Below are 15,365 nucleotides of genomic sequence, written 5' to 3'. Positions count from 1 at the left end.
CGCTGCTGGACTGCGTGACGGCTCGGTTCGAGGACGTCCGAGCGGGGTCGGGGTTCCGGAGGAGGTGCTGCTGGCGAACGTGCGGTGGCTGTCGCGCTACCGGCACCCGCGGTGCCGGCGCGGGCCGTTGTGGACCGGCTCTGTTTCGGTGGGGGCGGCAAGTGATCCTCTCTGTCACGGCCTACGATCGGGGCGACATCACTTCGTCGACTCCAGAATGCGGTCGAGTGTCCGGCGCCCCGTTCGGCTCATCGTCGGATTGCTCTCGACGTAGTACCAGACGAGCCCCATCGCCTGTTCGAACGCCCATGCCTTGCCGCGCTCCCACTCCAGATCGTCACAGGCCAGTGTCTGCCGGAGCACGTCCCGTGGGCCCGGCTGCAACAGGTGCCAGGCGCTGACCAGATCCAGCGCGGGGTCGGCCGGGCCGAATCCGCCGGTGTCGAGGACGCCGCCGAGACGGTCTCCCGCGACGAGTACATTGCCGGGAATCAGGTCGCCGTGGCTCATCACGTCGGCACTCGTGCGCGGCAACTCCCGGAAGTGGCTCCACAGTCGGCGCAGCCGGGGCACGTCGAGCAGCCCCTGGCTCTCCTCGAAGCACTTCTCCATCCAGGCGTCGTGGTGAGCGAGAACGCCGCCGCGATTGTCGCCGCTGAAAAGCCGACCCCGCGTCTCGGCTTCCCGCAGGGCCGCGATGAAGGCCGCAAGGTCCTCGGCGAAAGCGTCCGACCCACTCGGGTCGGCATCGAAGGCGACGGTTCCCGGCAGCCACGTCTGGACCGACCACGGCATGGGATAACTCGCTCCAGGCTTTCCCAGGGCGACGGGTTCCGGAACGGGAAACCGAGACACCTGTGCCAGCTCCGCGCTCGCCTGGGCTTCCCGTTCCAGAACCGCCAGCGCCTCCGCGGCATCGGTCAGACGCAGCGGGAAGCGCGCGGAGAGGTCGTCCCCGATGCGGAAGATGGCGTGGACCGTCCCGGTCGACGACAGGAGTCGGATCGCCTTGCCGCTCCACTGAGGGAACTGTTCTTGGATCAAGGTCGCAACGATGTCGGTGGTCACGTCCACTTGGTCATCGTGCATGGTCAATCTCGCAGGCCCTTCCACTAGATGATTGAGTCCAAGGGCTCGTAGCCATAGGCCGCCAGCGAGCTGTGGCGCATGTCGCTGCCATCGCTCGCCGACCGGGTGCAAGGCGTGCCCGTCGTCCTGGCGGTCAGCGGAGAGCACGCGACGCATGCTTCAGCAACTCGGAGACCGTCTCGGTCGGGGGACAGCTGGGCAAACAGCCTTGAGTCTCCAGTGACTGGAGACAGCAGAGTGGGGGACATGGACGTTACGACCCTCTACTCGATCGGGGAGCTTTCCCGGCGAACCGGTTTGCCCGTGAGGACCATCCGGTTCTACTCCGATTCGGGGGTGGTAGCGCCGACCACCCGAAGTCCCGCCGGTTATCGGCTCTACGACCTCGACGCACTGCTTCGTCTGGAACTCCTGCGCACACTGCGCGAGCTGGGCATGGACCTGGCCACGATTCAACGGGTGCTGGACCGCGAGCTCTCGGTGGCGGAAGTCGCTGCTGCGCACGCCGATGCCATGGACGTCCAGGTCCGGGTGCTGCAACTGCGTCGGAGCGTTCTGCGAGTCGTGGCCAGATGCGGGTCCGATCCCGAGGAGATCAAGCTCGTGCACAGGCTCACACAGTTGTCCGGCGAGGAACGCCGACGGTTGATCGACGATTTCGTGGATGGCACCTTCGGCACAGTGGGTGCCGACCCGGCCGCGGTGGCCATGGTTCGCGCTGCCACTCCCGACCTCCCCGATGATCCGACCAGCGAGCAGGTCGCCGCGTGGGTGGAACTCGCCGAGCTGATCGGCGACGAGGACTTCCGGGCTCGGATGCGCCGGACGGCCAGGTGCCAGGTCACCGGACGCACGCCCGACATCGAGAGCGAGGCCGGCGAGGAACTGATGGAGTTCACCCGCCAGAAGGTAGCCGAGGCGATGGAGTCGGGCATCGACCCGCTCAGTGGTGGGGGCGCACCCGTCATCGACGACCTCGTGCACCGCTTCGCCGAGGTGTTCGCGCGTACCCCTGACGCAGAATTCCGGGACTGGATGGCCCAGCAGTTCGAAGAAGCACACGATCCCCGGGTGGACCGATATTGGCGGCTGGTGTGGATCGTCAACGGCTGGCAGGTGGTACCGAAGCTGATCCCGGTGTACCCCTGGCTCATCCAGGCCCTGCGAAATGACCGTGCCGCATAGTCACCACGGTGGGTACCGCGCCAGATCCCTGAATGAATCCCAGGGATCGCCTGCGGACATGAGACGAGGGCGTCCAACGTCGATGTGTGACGAAAGACCTGGACACCCTCGCAACGGCACTCTTTTTTCGGCCACCCAGGTGTCTCAACCGTTCCGGTCGCCCCAGGTCACAGCTGCGGCTTCGGAGCAGATCACCTGAGACGGGACACGAGAGGCACCGAGGACGTCGCTCGCGCGGATGACAGAGCAGCCGGACGGCTTTCCGGGACCACCAGTCCTGGGCGATCGCTAGGGAAGGCGCCGAAGCTGAACCAAGTAGAGCCAGGTATTCGAGTTCGGTTCCACATACGCGGCACGAACCGAATACCTCCCTGGCCTCAGTTCCACCCGCAGATGGTTCTCCGGCTCCAACTCGTCACCTGGCCAACCCGAGTCGAACAACACCACTGGCCCCGGCACGTCCCAACGCTGGTCGGGCTCCCAGGCGGCATCAGCGAGCGCGGCATCAACGCTGCCGAGAAGCTCCTCCTCCGATTCGGCGGCGCACCACCGCACGAACAGGCAATGTTCCGGGAGGAAGGACGTCGAGGCGGGGTCATCACCGAGGACCAGGGCCTGCCACTGCCCGACCGTCACCAGGCCGGCGTACCCATCGACGCCACAGGCTCTGTCGTAGTCGGTTTCAGACCCGTCGCTGTCTGCGCCGGACCACGAAGACAAGACCGCTTCGGGCACAACGATCAACGGCCCGCCACCGGACTCCACCCACTCGACCGCACCTGGATCTGCATACCTCGCCATGCGAGGAAGCTACAGGCCGCCGGTGACAATGATCACGGCCAGGGGACGTCCTGGCACACAGACAGGCCTGATCGTTTGACATCCAACCCAGTCAGGCCAGCACACCGCACCGGACTGACTCTGCTGTCAAAGGACACGAGGAGACAGGTTGATCACGGAGTACCAGGAGCGGCTACGGGAGCGCTACCTTGCCGCCCCCGTCATGCCGGCCCCGACGCCATGGCAGGCCGTCCTGGACCACAGGATCGCCATCGGGGGCCTGCTCGGCATCGGCTTCGCGGTCCACCCGGACACCGGACACGACCTCGTCATGGTCGTATCCAGCAACGGACACGGACTCTTCGACGCGGTCACCGGCGAGAAGATCGCACGCGACCGGGATCCCGATCCCACCACCAGCACCCCCGACGCACACCCGGACCTCACCTGCCCCGGCCTCGGTCCCGTCGCCGGCACCCCGGTCCGCATCGCCGGCCTCTTCGGCGGCGGTCTGCACCGCACCACCCCGGACGGTTGGACACTGGACGTCGTCAGCCCCGAATGGCCCCACGACCGCGTCATCCTCTCCGCCGACCACGGAGCGCACAAAGGACCGGCGGGGGGCACCTGGTGGCACGTCTTCCACGGCGAGTACTCGGAACTGCGCGCATCCGGTTTCTCCCCGTCCGGTCTCACCCTGGCAGTCGCCACCAGCAGCGACCTCACCCTCTGGACCCGACCGGAACTCCACTTCGAGGACTGAGCGCGCCCCGGGACGTCCCGGACAGGGTGGCCTCGGCCATTCGGGGGACCCGGCGTGCTCCCCGTCCGTATGCTGCTGCGCGACCGACACAGGGGCGCGGAAGCTCGGGGGGCGGCACATGGCCGGCGTGTTCATCAGTCACCGCAGCGTGGACGGGTGCGAGGCCGAGGCGCTGGCCACCGCCCTGGTCGGCCTGGGGCACCAGGTCTGGCTGGACCTGTGGGAGGTCGGGGTCGGCGTGTCGATCGTGGGCGCCATGGAGCGCGGCCTGGCCGACGCCAGCCACCTCGTCCTGTGCCTGTCCGACGCCGGGGTGCACGCCCCCTGGACGGCCCGCGAGTGGATGTCCGCGCTGGCCCGCCAGCTGGACGGCGCCGGCGTCACCCTCCTGCCGGTCCGCCTGACCGGCGGCTCCCCGCCCGCGATCCTGGCCGACATCCGGTACGCCGATCTGGTGACGGACTGGGAGGCGGGGGTCGCCGAGCTCGACCGCGCGCTGCGCCGATGAGCACCTCGACGGCGCAGCAGGTCTACATCGTCGCGGCGCCCGGCGAGGAACCGCACGCCGAGACGCTCGCGGGGCCGCTGCGCGAGGCCGGGTACGACGTCACCCACAACGGCACGGTCCTGGTGGGCGACTCCATCGTCGGCGAAGCCACCCGGGCCCTGGGGCGGGGGACGCCCGTCGTGCTGTGCGCCACCTACAAGGCCGTGGGCAGCGAGTGGACGCACAAGATCGTGAACGCGGCGCACACCGGTCCACCGCGGGTGTTCGTCGTCCAGATGGACGAGGGGGTCCACATCGCCCCGCTCGCGGTGAACACGGTGGTGGCCCGCTACGACCAGGACCCGGGGCATGCGGTGGCGCAGCTGCTGACGGCGCTGCGCAGCCGCTTCCCACCGCTGCCGCCGCCTGCGCCGCCGCCCCCACCGACCGGCGCCGGCGCCGCCTCCGAGGAGTCCCCGCTCCAGTTCCTGGACCGTCCCAGCGGCGTGACGGTCCATGACCACGAGGCTCTGCAGGCCTTCCGTGCCGATCTGCGGGAGGAGGTCCTGGCCCGCTACCCGGCGGGCCTCACCGGGAGCGAGTTCCTCAGCCGGGCCGCCGTATCGGTCGATGGCGTCCTGACCCGGACCGGCGCCCTCCTCTTCGCCCGCCACCCGGGCCCTGAATCCGTCCGGTCGATGGTCAAGTGCGTCCGGTACTTCGGTACGGACCGTTCCGCCGCCCGGGACTCGCTCACCCTGGAGGGCCCGGTGGCCGAGGTGATCGTCGCCGCCCGCGCCTTCGTCGCCGACCGGGTACGCGTGGGCGAGCGGCCCTCGGCGGACCTGGCCCGCGCCGAGCCGTTGTACGCGTACCCCATGATCGCCGTCCGCGAGATCATCGCCAACGCCGTCGTGCACCGCGACTACGCCCGTGACGACGCCTGTGTCCACGTACGCCTCTTCGAGGACCGCCTGGAGATCAGCAGCCCCGGCGGCTGGTACGGCCGCGCGGTCGGCGTGCGCCCGCTGGACCTGGGCGCGCTGGAGGGGCAGTCGGCCAAACGTAATTTCCAGCTGGCCCGGCTGCTGGCGTGGACCCGGCTGGTCGAGGGCGAGGGCAGCGGCATCCCCACGGCGCTGGCGGACTGCGCGGAGGCCGGGACGACCCGGCCGAGCGTGGTGGAGGCCGACGGGTTCGTGACCGTGACGATCCGGCCGCTGGAGGGGCCCGCGGTCCCGCCCGGTCCGACCGCCGCCGCCTTCCCCTTGCAGATCGGGGTCATGCCCCGGCGGGCGGACAGCTACCAGGTCCGCGCCGTGGAGGAGGAGGTCCACACGGCCCTGGCCGACGGGCTCGACGTGGTCCTGACCGGCCTCGGCGGCATCGGCAAGACCCAGCTGGCGGCCAACGCGGCCCGTGAACTGGCGGCGCGCAGGCGGCTGGACCTGCTGCTCTGGGTCGCGGCGGGCAGCCGGGAGGCGATCGTACGCAGCTACGCGCAGGCGGCCGCCGCGCTGCTGCCGCACGCACCGGCCGGCGATCCCGAGGCGGCGGCCGCCCTGCTCCTGGCCCACCTGGCCTCGGAACGGCTGAACTGGCTCGTCGTCCTCGACGACGTGGTGAATCCGGCCGACCTGCGGGAACTCTGGCCGCCGGACACACCCTGCGGCAACGTCCTGGTCACCACGCGGCGGCGGGACGCCGCCCTGGGCGGACAGCTGCGCCGACTGATCTGGCCCGGTCCCTTCACCCCCAAGGAGTCCCGCGCCTACCTCACGGGCAAACTCGCAGCGGCAGGCCGGCTGCCCGAGCCGGCGTCCCTGGACGAGCTCGCCGCTCAGCTGGATCACCTGCCGCTGGCCCTGGCCCAGGCCACCGCGTACATGATCGACGCGGACCTCGACGTCGGCACGTACCTCGCGCTCCTGGCCGACTACCGGCTGGTGGACGTCCTGCCCGACGACTCGGCACTGCCGGACGGCCAGTTGGCAACCGTGTCGACCACCGTGGTGCTGTCCATCGAGCAGGCGGACCGGATGCGGCCGGCGGGGCTGGCCAGGCCGCTGCTGGAGCTCGGCTCGGTGCTGGCCGCCGGGGGCACGCCCGTCGCCGTACTGCTGGGGGAATCGGCCCGCCGGTACCTCTCGGCGCGGTCCGGGCAGCAGGTGGACCGGCTCTCGGCCCAGCTGGCGCTGCGCTCGCTGCACCGCCTGGGACTGGTCACCCTGACCGCCGAGTCCGTCGAGGTGCACGGCATCGTGCAGCGCGTGACGGCGGAAAGCCTGTCGGAGGAGGTCTACCAGCAGACGGCGGTGGCAGCCGGCGACGCCCTGCTCGAGATCTGGCCGGAGATCGAGAACGACACCGACCTGGCGCAGGCGCTCCGGGCCAACGCGCACGCCCTGGTCGCCCAGGCGCTGGCCGTGCTGTGCCGGGAGGAAGCGCATCCGGTGCTGCTCCGGCTGGCGCGCAGCATCGGGGAGGCCATGCCCGCCAGCGCCGCCGCCTACCTGCGCCCGGTGTGCGTGTACGCCGCCGGTCAGCTGGGTGCCGACCATCCCCTGACGCTCGCGCTGCGGGGGTGGGAGGCCCTGTACCGGCTGGTCGGCGGGGACGTGGCCGCGGCGGCGGACACGCTGGCCCGGCTGGTCGCCGACGAGACGCGGGTGCTGGGGCCCACGCACCCCGCCACCCTGACGGCCGCGCACAACCTGGCGTGGGCCACGGGGCAGTCGGGCGACGCCGCCGGGGCCGTCGGCATCCTGGTCGCGATGCTGCCGGACACCGAACGGGCTCTGGGGCCGGACCACCCGGAGACCCTGTCCGTGCGCCACAGCCTGGCCTACTGGCGCAGCGAGGCCGGCGACACGGCGGGGGCGGCACGCGAGTACGAGGAGGTACTGGCCGCCCGCCGGGCCGTCCTCGGCAACGACCACCCGCAGACCTTCGCGACCCGCGGCAACCTGGCCATGGTCCTCGTCCAGAGCGGCGACACCGCACGGGCCGTGGCCCAGCTGAAGGCGCTGCTGGCGGACGAGATCCGGGTGCTGGGGCCGGAGCACCCCTCCACCCTCCTCACCCGGGGCAACCTCGCCAACGCGCTGGGCGGGCAGGGGGACTACCCGGCGGCCGTCCGGCTCCAGAGGCAACTGGTGGCCGAGCAGACGCGGGTGCTGGGACCCGAGCACCCCAACACCCTCACCTCCCGCAACAACCTGGCCACGTGGCTCGGGGCCGCCGGGGACGGCGTCGAGGCCGCGCGCACCCTGATCCCGCTCGCGGCCGACCAGATCCGGGTCCTGGGAAGCGTCCATCCCGAGGCCGTCGGGACGCGCCGCAACCTGGCCCGGTGGCTGGGTGCGGTGCTGGAGGAGCACGGTGCGGCGCCCGACGCGGCCGCCGGGATCGTCACAGAGCTGGATCCGGTGCTGGCCCGGCGGGTGCGCAGGCGGCTGGCCGGAGCGACGGCGGGCGCACCGCCGTGGGAAGAGCTGGTGGAGCGGGCCTTCGGGGTCGGGGCGGTGCACCTGCTGGAGCAGCTGATCCGGCTGCAGGGCGAGTCCGACCCGTCCCTGCGGATGCACGGGGGGAGCCAGAACACCGGCATCCTGATCACCGGTGCGCACAGCTCCGCGATCACCGGCGTGGGCAACACCGGAGTCGTCTTCGGCGGCGACTGAACGGCACGGCCGTCACGGCCGACACGAGGACGCCCGCACCAGCAGGCCGGCGGGCACGGTCGGCGGGGAGGGCGCCTCGCCGGTTCCGGACTCCACGATCGCGATCAGGGCCGCCACCGCCGTTTCGGCGATGAGGGCCGGGTTCAGGGTCACCGTGGTGACCGGCGGGGCGGACCGCTCGTACGCCGGGTCCTCGCTCGCGCAGACCAGGAGCAGCCCGTCGGGGACGGTCAGGCCGTGGCGGGCGGCCGCGGCCAGGGCCTGGCGGGCGCCGGGGTCGTAGAGGCAGTAGACGGCGTCGGCGGCGCGCGCGGCGAAGGCCCGGTCGAAGGCGTGGCCGGGTGCGTCGTCGGGCGCGAAGGGGATCACCAGCGGCGCGCGGCCGTGCTCCGCGCACCACTCCTCGTACGCCCGGGTCACCGCGTACGTGTAGTGCTCGTCGCCGAAGCCGCCGTGCAGGGCGATCCGGCGGGCGCCGGCCGCGGCGAGGTGGCCGAGGACCTCACGGGTGGTCGCGGCGTGGTCGTTGTCCACCCAGACGTCGCCGGGACGCGGATCGGCGGGGCGGCCGTCGAAGACGACGGGCATGCCCCGGGCGCGCAGGGCGCTGAGCACCGGGTCGCCGTGCGGGCTGTCGAGCAGCAGCATCCCGTCGACGGCGAGGGTGTGCCACGGGGTCCCGGCCCCGCGGTCGGCGGGCAGGGTGGTCAGGGCGTACCCGCGGGCGTGGGCGGCGGCGGTGGCGGCCGTCAGCCACTGGGAGAAGTAGGACACCGCGACGAAGTTCCAGGCGGACCCGGCGAACGTGGTGACGGCCAGGCCCAGGCTGCGGGTGCGCGGGGCGCCGGGCGCCGCGTACCCGAGTCCGGTCGCGATCTCGCGGACCCGGCGGCGGGTGGCGTCGGCGAGCCGGCCGGTGCCGTTCAGGGCGTGCGAGACCGTCGCGGTGGAGACCTCCGCGGCGCGCGCGATGTCGGCGAGGGTGGGTCCGGGCGCGCGGTTCATCGTCGGGCCATCGTACGGATTCCGTCGTCGGCGGCGGGTTCTGGTTAAGGACTTAATCAAACAGTGTCCTGGCCACAGCCGAGAGTTTGGAGTGGTCATGACGGAATCCTCGTCCTTCCCCGGGTCCTCCCCGCGGTCTTCCGCGGCCGACGGGTCCACCGGGCCTGCCGGGTCCGCCGGATCCGCCCGGGCCTCGCTCTCGCGGCGCGGCGTGCTCGTCGCGGCCGGGGCCGCCGGTACGGCCGGGCTGCTGGCCACCGCGGGCGCCGGTACGGCGGCCGCTGCGGGCGGCCGCACCGGCGCGGCGCTGGTGTTCCACAACGCCCGGGTGTTCACGGGCACCTCCGGCGGCGCCCCCGTGACGGCCGTGGCCGTGGGCCGGGACGGCCGGATCCTGGCGACCGGGCGCGACGCCGACGTACGCCGGCTGGCCGGCCGCGACACCGAGGTGGTCGACGCGCGCGGGAACACCGTGATGAGCGGCATCCACGACGGCCACGCGCACCCGCTGGGCGCGGGCGACCGGTCGCTGCGGCCCTCCCTGGACGGCGCCGAGACCACCCTCTCCCAGCTCACGGAGATCCTCACCGGCTTCCTCGCCGAGACCGGCGGTGCGGGCGCGGAGCCGGACCGGTGGCTGGTGGTGGAGGACTGGAACCCGGTCGGGCTGCTGCCCACCGGCACGGTCCCGCACCACACGATGCTCGACGCGCTGCCCACCCGGCGGCCCCTCGTGCTGGTCGGCGGCGACGGCCACAACCTGTGGGCCAACCGGCGCGCCCTGGAGATCGCGGGCATCACGGCGACGACGCCCGACCCGGCCGGCGGCAAGATCGTCAAGGGTGCGGACGGGCAGCCGACGGGGGTGCTCAAGGACGACGCGCAGGAGCTGGTGAAGCGGCACATCCCGGCGCCGACCCGGGAGCAGCTGGTCACCGCGTGCGCCCGGGTGCTGGCCGAGGCGGCCGCCTCCGGGATCACCACCTTCATGGACGCCTGGGCCGGGCGCCACGAACTGGAGCTCTACCAGGCACTTTCCGCCGCCGGGCAGCTCCCGCAGCGGATCGTCGCGGCCGTGCGCCTGGACGTGGAGCAGACCAAGGATCCGGCGGCCTCGGTGGCGTACGCGCGGGGGCTGGAACGGGAGTTCCGGGGGGTGTCCGGGCTCCGGCTCGGGATGATCAAGGTGTTCCTGGACGGGGTCATCGAGTACCCGGCGCAGACGGCGGCGCTGCTGGAGCCGTACCTGGACGGTGACGGCAGGCCGACCGGCAACCGCGGCGAGCTGTACACCTCGGCCGCCGACTACGGGAAGCTGACGGCCGCCTTCAACCGGATCGGCTGGCAGATGCACGCGCACGGACTGGGCGACCGGGCGGTACGGACCGCTCTGGACGGATATGCGTACGCGCGCCGTGTGACGGGGCAGCGTGACGCGCGCAACGCGATCGCACACCTCCAGATCGTCGACCCGGCCGATCTGCGCCGGTTCGCGCAGTTGGGGGTGGCCGCCTGCATGCAGTTGCAGTGGGCGGCCGAGGACACCTGGACGCAGGAGGCGCTGCTGCCGTACATCGGGCCGCGCCGGCACCGCTGGATGTACCCGGCGCGCAGCCTGGAGCGGGCGGGCGCCCGGCTGTCGGGCGGCTCCGACTGGCCGGTGGACGCGCTCCAGGTGTGGAACCAGCTGCGGACCGCCGTCGACCGGCAGGGCGCGTACGGCAGGGGCCCGCTGTACCGGGAGCAGGAGGGCCTCGACCGGACCTCCGCCCTGCGGGCGCACACCCTGGGCACGGCGTGGCAGCTGCGCCAGGACGGCCTGACGGGCACCGTCGAGCGGGGCCGGGCGGCGGATCTGGTGCTGCTGGACCGCGATGTGACGCGCTGCCCGGTGGCCGACATCAGCGGTACGCAGGTACGGATGACGCTGGTCGGCGGGCGCGTCGTGCACGACGCCGGGTCGGCGTCCGGCCGGGCCGCCGCGGACCGGGTGGCGCGCGGCGCGGCGTCCCGCCCGGCGTCGTACGGCGCGGTGCACGGCGACCGGCACGCGGCGTGCGGCCACGGCACGCACTGACGTTCCGAACCCCCTTCATCCACTCCGAATCACCCCGATCGCCCCCATCGTCCGGAAGGAGTACAAATCCCACCATTCTCCCGGCCGGCGGTCATCTCGCCGCGAGGACCGGCCCGATGGAATCTGACGGTCGGTAACACCCGTCCGCCACGCCCGATGCGAACGACATCTCATATCTGAGATACCGTGCACCCATGGCAGACGACTACCTCGTACGCATCGGCAAGCTCATCCGTGACGCCCGGCAGCACCGGGGCTGGACACAGAGTCAGCTTGCCGATGCGCTCGGCACCAGCCAGAGCGCAGTGAACCGGATCGAGCGCGGCAACCAGAACATCAGCCTTGAGATGATCGCCCGGATCGGCGAGGCCCTCGACAGCGAAATCGTCTCTCTGGGCTACTCCGGCCCGATGCACCTGCGCGTCGTCGGCGGCCGCCGGCTGTCCGGTTCGATCGACGTCAAGACGAGCAAGAACGCGTGTGTCGCGCTGCTGTGCGCCTCGCTGCTCAACAAGGGCCGCACGGTGCTGCGCCGGGTGGCGCGCATCGAAGAGGTGTACCGCCTGCTGGAGGTCCTGAACTCCATCGGCGTGCGCACCCGCTGGATCAACGACGGCGTGGACCTGGAGATCGTCCCGCCGGCCGAGCTCGACATGGACGCCATCGACGCGGAGGCGGCCCGCCGCACCCGCAGCATCATCATGTTCCTCGGCCCGCTGCTGCACCGCATGGACCGCTTCCGGCTGCCGTACGCCGGCGGCTGCGACCTCGGCACCCGCACCATCGAGCCGCACATGATCGCGCTGCGCCGGTTCGGCCTGGACATCACCGCGACCGAGGGCATCTACCACGCACAGGTCGAGACGGGCGTGCACCCCGACCGCCCGATCGTGCTGACCGAGCGCGGGGACACCGTCACCGAGAACGCGCTGCTGGCGGCCGCCCGGCACGACGGCGTCACCGTCATCCGCAACGCCTCCTCCAACTACATGGTCCAGGACCTGTGCTTCTTCCTGGAGGCGCTGGGCGTCAAGGTCGAGGGCATCGGCTCCACCACCCTGACCGTGCACGGTGTGCCCACCATCGACGTGGACGTGGACTACTCGCCGTCCGAGGACCCGGTCGAGGCGATGAGCCTGCTGGCCGCGGCGGTCGTCACCGAGTCCGAACTGACCATCCGCCGGGTGCCGATCGAGTTCATGGAGATCGAGCTCGCGGTGCTGGAGGAGATGGGCCTGGACCACGACCGGTCGGCGGAGTACGTCGCCGACAACGGCCGTACCCGCCTGGTCGACCTGACGGTCCGCCCGTCCAAGCTCGAAGCCCCGATCGACAAGATCCACCCGATGCCGTTCCCGGGGCTGAACATCGACAACGTCCCGTTCTTCGCGGCCATCGCGGCCGTGGCCCAGGGCCAGACCCTGATCCACGACTGGGTGTACGACAACCGGGCCATCTACCTGACCGACCTGAACCGCCTCGGCGGGCGCCTGCAGCTCCTGGACCCGCACCGCGTCCTGGTCGAGGGCCCCACCCGCTGGCGCGCGGCGGAGATGATGTGCCCGCCGGCCCTGCGCCCGGCGGTCGTGGTCCTGCTGGCGATGATGGCGGCGGAGGGCACCTCGGTGCTGCGCAACGTCTACGTCATCAACCGCGGTTACGAGGACCTGGCCGAACGCCTCAACTCGGTCGGCGCCCAGATCGAGACGTTCCGGGACATCTAACGCGGGGAGCAAAACGGGACCAGTCGGGACTCAGCGCCACTCCCCCGAATCCAGCCCCCTGACCTGCGGAAACACCTTCCAACACCTCTCGACACCTCCCAGCGTTTTCCATCGACCATCCCCTGTGGGAGGCGGAAGGCCCTGAGGGGGCACAACTGACCCGTACAACGCCCGAAGCCCCCGCACCGGTACCGGCACCCAGCCGGCCCCGCGGGGGCTTCTGTACGCCAGGATCAGCCGAGGAAGGCCTGCCGCCACTCCAGTGGGGACATCGTCAGGGCCTTCTCGGCCAGAGCCTGCGCGGACGCGGTCTTGAGGCTGGCCAGCGAGGTGTCGATCCAGTCCTGGACCAGCGTGTTGCCCTGCGCCCGGTACTCCACGGCCTGCACGAGGCACTCCAGCTTGTCCGCATCCTTGGCGACAATCGCCTCGGGGGTGTCGTTGGCCTCGTACGCCTCGACCACACGCAGCACACCGGAGCGGACGGCGGGGTGTACGCGGGCCACCTGATCCGCGGTGACGTCCACGTTGTCGGCGACGTCGATGTAGCGGCGGCCGATGTGCGGGATGTCCCCGATCCGGGTCTCCTGGGTGTCGTGGAAGAGGCACATCAGGGCGACCTTCGCCGGATCCACGCCCTCCATCATGGCCAGCACGGCACCGATGATGCCCACGCGGAACGAGTGGTCGGCGATCGACTCGGGGTTGTTGTTGCCGGTGAACCACCACCCGGTCCGCTTGGCCTGCTTCATGACGCCCATCTCGAAGATGAACGCGGCCGTTGCCTGCGCGTTCGCCGTCTCGTCTGCCATGTGGTGACCTCCGCTCTCAGGTGCGATCACGCAAAACGTAATGCACCGCGCTCAGTTCGTGCCGCGACCTTTCGGAGATCCCCCGCCCGTCCAGTAACCGCCCAGTACGCTCCTCCAGCTCCCTCACCAGCACCCCCGATGCCCGAGGCAGCCAGGGATGCGCCGTCAGCAGGGCCCACAGCGTGTGGGCGTACAGGTCCGCGTACCCGGGTGCATAGTGCAGCCCGTAGGTCAGCCCCCGCAGCAATGTCACCGGATCCCAGCCGGTCAGATCCCGGTCGCGCATGAACCCGTCGTCAGCCTGCGGAAGGCGGACTCCGCCGAGCCAGTACGCCCAGTAGTTCAGGTTCGCCGCTTCCGCCGTGTCGTCGCCGGCCAGCGAGCGCTCGATGAAATCGAGCAGCGGCTGCGGGTCGCCCAGCCGGGCCAGTGCCGTTGCCGTGGACCGCGCTTCCGCCCAGTGCTCCGACCATCCCCGGCGGCCCAGCACTCCCCGCCGGGCGTGCAAGGCGTGCGCCGTCCACGAGACCGCCTCCGGCCCCCGGTCGTACGACGCCAGATACAGGGCCTGCCGGTGCAGCAGCACCCTGCCCTCGCCGCGCCGGGCCGACTCGGCGGTCTCCCGCAGGTGCTCGAAGAACTCCGCCCGCTCGCCCGCGCCCAGCAGCGGAGCCGACGCCGACGGGCCACGGCGGGGAGCCGGAACCCGCCCCGCCAGAGCAGGCGGCGGCGTACCGGTCAAGGCCCACGCCAGCATGTGCGCGGTCTCCCTGGTGTGCACCCACGACGCCAGCGGATGAAGCGCGATCTCCTCGGGCGGATCGAGGGCGGCCCCGATGATCAGGTCTGCGTCCATCGCCGGATCGAGCAGCCCCACCAGACCCGCGTCCGCACCCAGGGCCCCAAGACGTCGCCGCAGATTCAGCAGCGCCCCGGCCTTCATGTTCGCCAGCGGGCGCCGGCCGGACTCCCAGCCCTGCAAGGTGCCCAGGTCCACGCCCAGGGCCTCCGCCATGGCCACCTGCGTACGCGGGATGCTCTCCCGCGCCAGCCTCAGCACAAAGCCGGCAATCGCTCCTGTGGCCGCACGTCCCCGTGCGGGCGGTGCACCCGCCATGCCCAGCTCCCCGACGACGCTCCGTCCCCCAACACGTACTGCCAGTCAGTCCTATCGCGTCTCCAGCGACCGTACGTTCAAGACGCGGAAACGGACAGCACCCGGAAGGGGAAAGGCCGTTGACGTCCCCCACGCAGCGGGCTGAAGCTCCTGCGCCGCTCCGAGGTGCCGCGGGAGGAAGAGACGTGAGCAGGCGGCCCGGCTGGCTTCACGAGGGCGCCCGCGTTCTGGACCCCGCCAAGGACCGCGAGGGCATCGAGCAGTTCATCGGCGAGTGGGAGGACCCCCAGACCCGACGGGTCATCCCCGAGGCCGTCTTCCTGCGGCCCCCCGGCGGTGGAGTGGAGTGGGTCATTGCCGATCACCAGGCGCTCCGCGAAGCCGACCCCCGGTAGCACCCCACAGGCACCCGCCCCGCTTCCTACGGCCCGGGGCGGGCCGCACCACTCGCACCACTCGATACGACCGAGAGGCGCACCACGTGACCGTCGCATCCACCCTTCCCGCCCCGCCTTCCGTCGACTGGACCGCGTTCCGGAACTTCGCGGCCCTGGGCGGCCAGTTCCGGGTCTCGCTCACGCCCCGCTGCAACATCGCCTGCTGGTTCTGCCACAACGAAGCCGACGTGCCGCCGCCCCTCACG

12 protein-coding genes are annotated in these 15,365 nt (G+C 71.6%); 7 read left to right on the top strand and 5 right to left on the bottom strand.

Features of this window, described 5'->3' with window-relative positions; all coding sequences use genetic code 11:
* Window positions 1-198 precede the first annotated feature (198 nt).
* Complete coding sequence (locus ACZ6KO_RS01185) at window positions 199-1,089, bottom strand: aminoglycoside phosphotransferase family protein (protein WP_469301441.1); 891 nt, start codon at window positions 1,087-1,089, stop codon at window positions 199-201.
* A gap of 246 nt (window positions 1,090-1,335) precedes the next feature.
* On the opposite strand from ACZ6KO_RS01185, the gene ACZ6KO_RS01180 reads away from it, so the two are divergent.
* On the top strand, window positions 1,336-2,274 hold the full coding sequence (locus ACZ6KO_RS01180) for a MerR family transcriptional regulator (RefSeq protein WP_469298453.1): 939 nt from the start codon (window positions 1,336-1,338) through the stop codon (window positions 2,272-2,274).
* A gap of 288 nt (window positions 2,275-2,562) precedes the next feature.
* Here ACZ6KO_RS01180 and ACZ6KO_RS01175 read toward each other — a convergent pair whose 3' ends face one another.
* A complete protein-coding gene (locus tag ACZ6KO_RS01175; RefSeq protein WP_469298451.1) occupies window positions 2,563-3,075 on the bottom strand; it encodes an immunity 21 family protein in 513 nt (170 codons plus the stop codon).
* Between the two features lie 148 nt (window positions 3,076-3,223).
* On the opposite strand from ACZ6KO_RS01175, the gene ACZ6KO_RS01170 reads away from it, so the two are divergent.
* The 3 genes from ACZ6KO_RS01170 (at window position 3,224) to ACZ6KO_RS01160 (ending at window position 7,987) form a co-directional block, all read left to right on the top strand.
* Entirely contained in the window at window positions 3,224-3,817 is a 594-nt protein-coding gene (locus ACZ6KO_RS01170) for a hypothetical protein (protein ID WP_469298448.1), read from the top strand.
* Between the two features lie 118 nt (window positions 3,818-3,935).
* Entirely contained in the window at window positions 3,936-4,325 is a 390-nt protein-coding gene (locus ACZ6KO_RS01165) for a toll/interleukin-1 receptor domain-containing protein (protein WP_469298446.1), read from the top strand.
* A complete protein-coding gene (locus ACZ6KO_RS01160) occupies window positions 4,322-7,987 on the top strand; it encodes a tetratricopeptide repeat protein (protein ID WP_469298444.1) in 3,666 nt (1,221 codons plus the stop codon). Before ACZ6KO_RS01165 ends, ACZ6KO_RS01160 begins: the two co-directional genes overlap by 4 nt.
* Before the next feature lie 12 nt (window positions 7,988-7,999).
* Here ACZ6KO_RS01160 and ACZ6KO_RS01155 read toward each other — a convergent pair whose 3' ends face one another.
* Window positions 8,000-8,992, bottom strand: a complete 993-nt coding sequence (locus ACZ6KO_RS01155) for a LacI family DNA-binding transcriptional regulator (protein WP_469298442.1) — start codon at window positions 8,990-8,992, stop codon at window positions 8,000-8,002.
* A gap of 97 nt (window positions 8,993-9,089) precedes the next feature.
* Here ACZ6KO_RS01155 and ACZ6KO_RS01150 point away from each other — a divergent pair, with 97 nt between their 5' ends.
* Both ACZ6KO_RS01150 and ACZ6KO_RS01145 read left to right on the top strand, forming a co-directional pair.
* Complete coding sequence (locus ACZ6KO_RS01150) at window positions 9,090-11,069, top strand: amidohydrolase (protein WP_469298440.1); 1,980 nt, start codon at window positions 9,090-9,092, stop codon at window positions 11,067-11,069.
* Window positions 11,070-11,263: 194 nt separating this feature from the next.
* Window positions 11,264-12,793 (top strand): helix-turn-helix domain-containing protein, encoded by a 1,530-nt coding sequence (locus ACZ6KO_RS01145; RefSeq protein WP_469298438.1) that lies wholly within the window; start codon window positions 11,264-11,266, stop codon window positions 12,791-12,793.
* A 233-nt stretch (window positions 12,794-13,026) separates the two neighbouring features.
* Here the strand turns inward: ACZ6KO_RS01145 and ACZ6KO_RS01140 are convergent, their stop codons facing one another.
* Window positions 13,027-13,605, bottom strand: coding sequence for an HD domain-containing protein (locus ACZ6KO_RS01140; protein ID WP_469298436.1), 579 nt, complete (start codon window positions 13,603-13,605; stop codon window positions 13,027-13,029).
* Between the two features lie 16 nt (window positions 13,606-13,621).
* Entirely contained in the window at window positions 13,622-14,620 is a 999-nt protein-coding gene (locus ACZ6KO_RS01135) for an XRE family transcriptional regulator (RefSeq protein WP_469298433.1), read from the bottom strand.
* Between the two features lie 287 nt (window positions 14,621-14,907).
* Between ACZ6KO_RS01135 and ACZ6KO_RS01130 the strand changes: the two genes are divergently transcribed.
* Entirely contained in the window at window positions 14,908-15,117 is a 210-nt protein-coding gene (locus ACZ6KO_RS01130; RefSeq protein WP_469298431.1) for a hypothetical protein, read from the top strand.
* Window positions 15,118-15,365 lie beyond the last annotated feature (248 nt).

The organism is Streptomyces sp. NPDC042102 (genome assembly GCF_055582305.1).
Note: the sequence above shows the minus strand (reverse complement) of the source record. Positions and strands in the feature narration are given on the sequence as shown.

What these genes read in the sequence shown, in the direction of transcription:
- ACZ6KO_RS01185 (WP_469301441.1), bottom strand. Translation starts at nt 1,089, where the DNA reads ATGCACGATGACCAAGTGGACGTGACCACCGACATCGTTGCGACCTTG.
- ACZ6KO_RS01180 (WP_469298453.1), top strand. Translation starts at nt 1,336, where the DNA reads ATGGACGTTACGACCCTCTACTCGATCGGGGAGCTTTCCCGGCGAACC.
- ACZ6KO_RS01175 (WP_469298451.1), bottom strand. Translation starts at nt 3,075, where the DNA reads ATGGCGAGGTATGCAGATCCAGGTGCGGTCGAGTGGGTGGAGTCCGGT.
- ACZ6KO_RS01165 (WP_469298446.1), top strand. Translation starts at nt 3,936, where the DNA reads ATGGCCGGCGTGTTCATCAGTCACCGCAGCGTGGACGGGTGCGAGGCC.
- ACZ6KO_RS01160 (WP_469298444.1), top strand. Translation starts at nt 4,322, where the DNA reads ATGAGCACCTCGACGGCGCAGCAGGTCTACATCGTCGCGGCGCCCGGC.
- ACZ6KO_RS01155 (WP_469298442.1), bottom strand. Translation starts at nt 8,992, where the DNA reads ATGAACCGCGCGCCCGGACCCACCCTCGCCGACATCGCGCGCGCCGCG.
- ACZ6KO_RS01150 (WP_469298440.1), top strand. Translation starts at nt 9,090, where the DNA reads ATGACGGAATCCTCGTCCTTCCCCGGGTCCTCCCCGCGGTCTTCCGCG.
- ACZ6KO_RS01145 (WP_469298438.1), top strand. Translation starts at nt 11,264, where the DNA reads ATGGCAGACGACTACCTCGTACGCATCGGCAAGCTCATCCGTGACGCC.
- ACZ6KO_RS01140 (WP_469298436.1), bottom strand. Translation starts at nt 13,605, where the DNA reads ATGGCAGACGAGACGGCGAACGCGCAGGCAACGGCCGCGTTCATCTTC.
- ACZ6KO_RS01135 (WP_469298433.1), bottom strand. Translation starts at nt 14,620, where the DNA reads ATGGCGGAGGCCCTGGGCGTGGACCTGGGCACCTTGCAGGGCTGGGAG.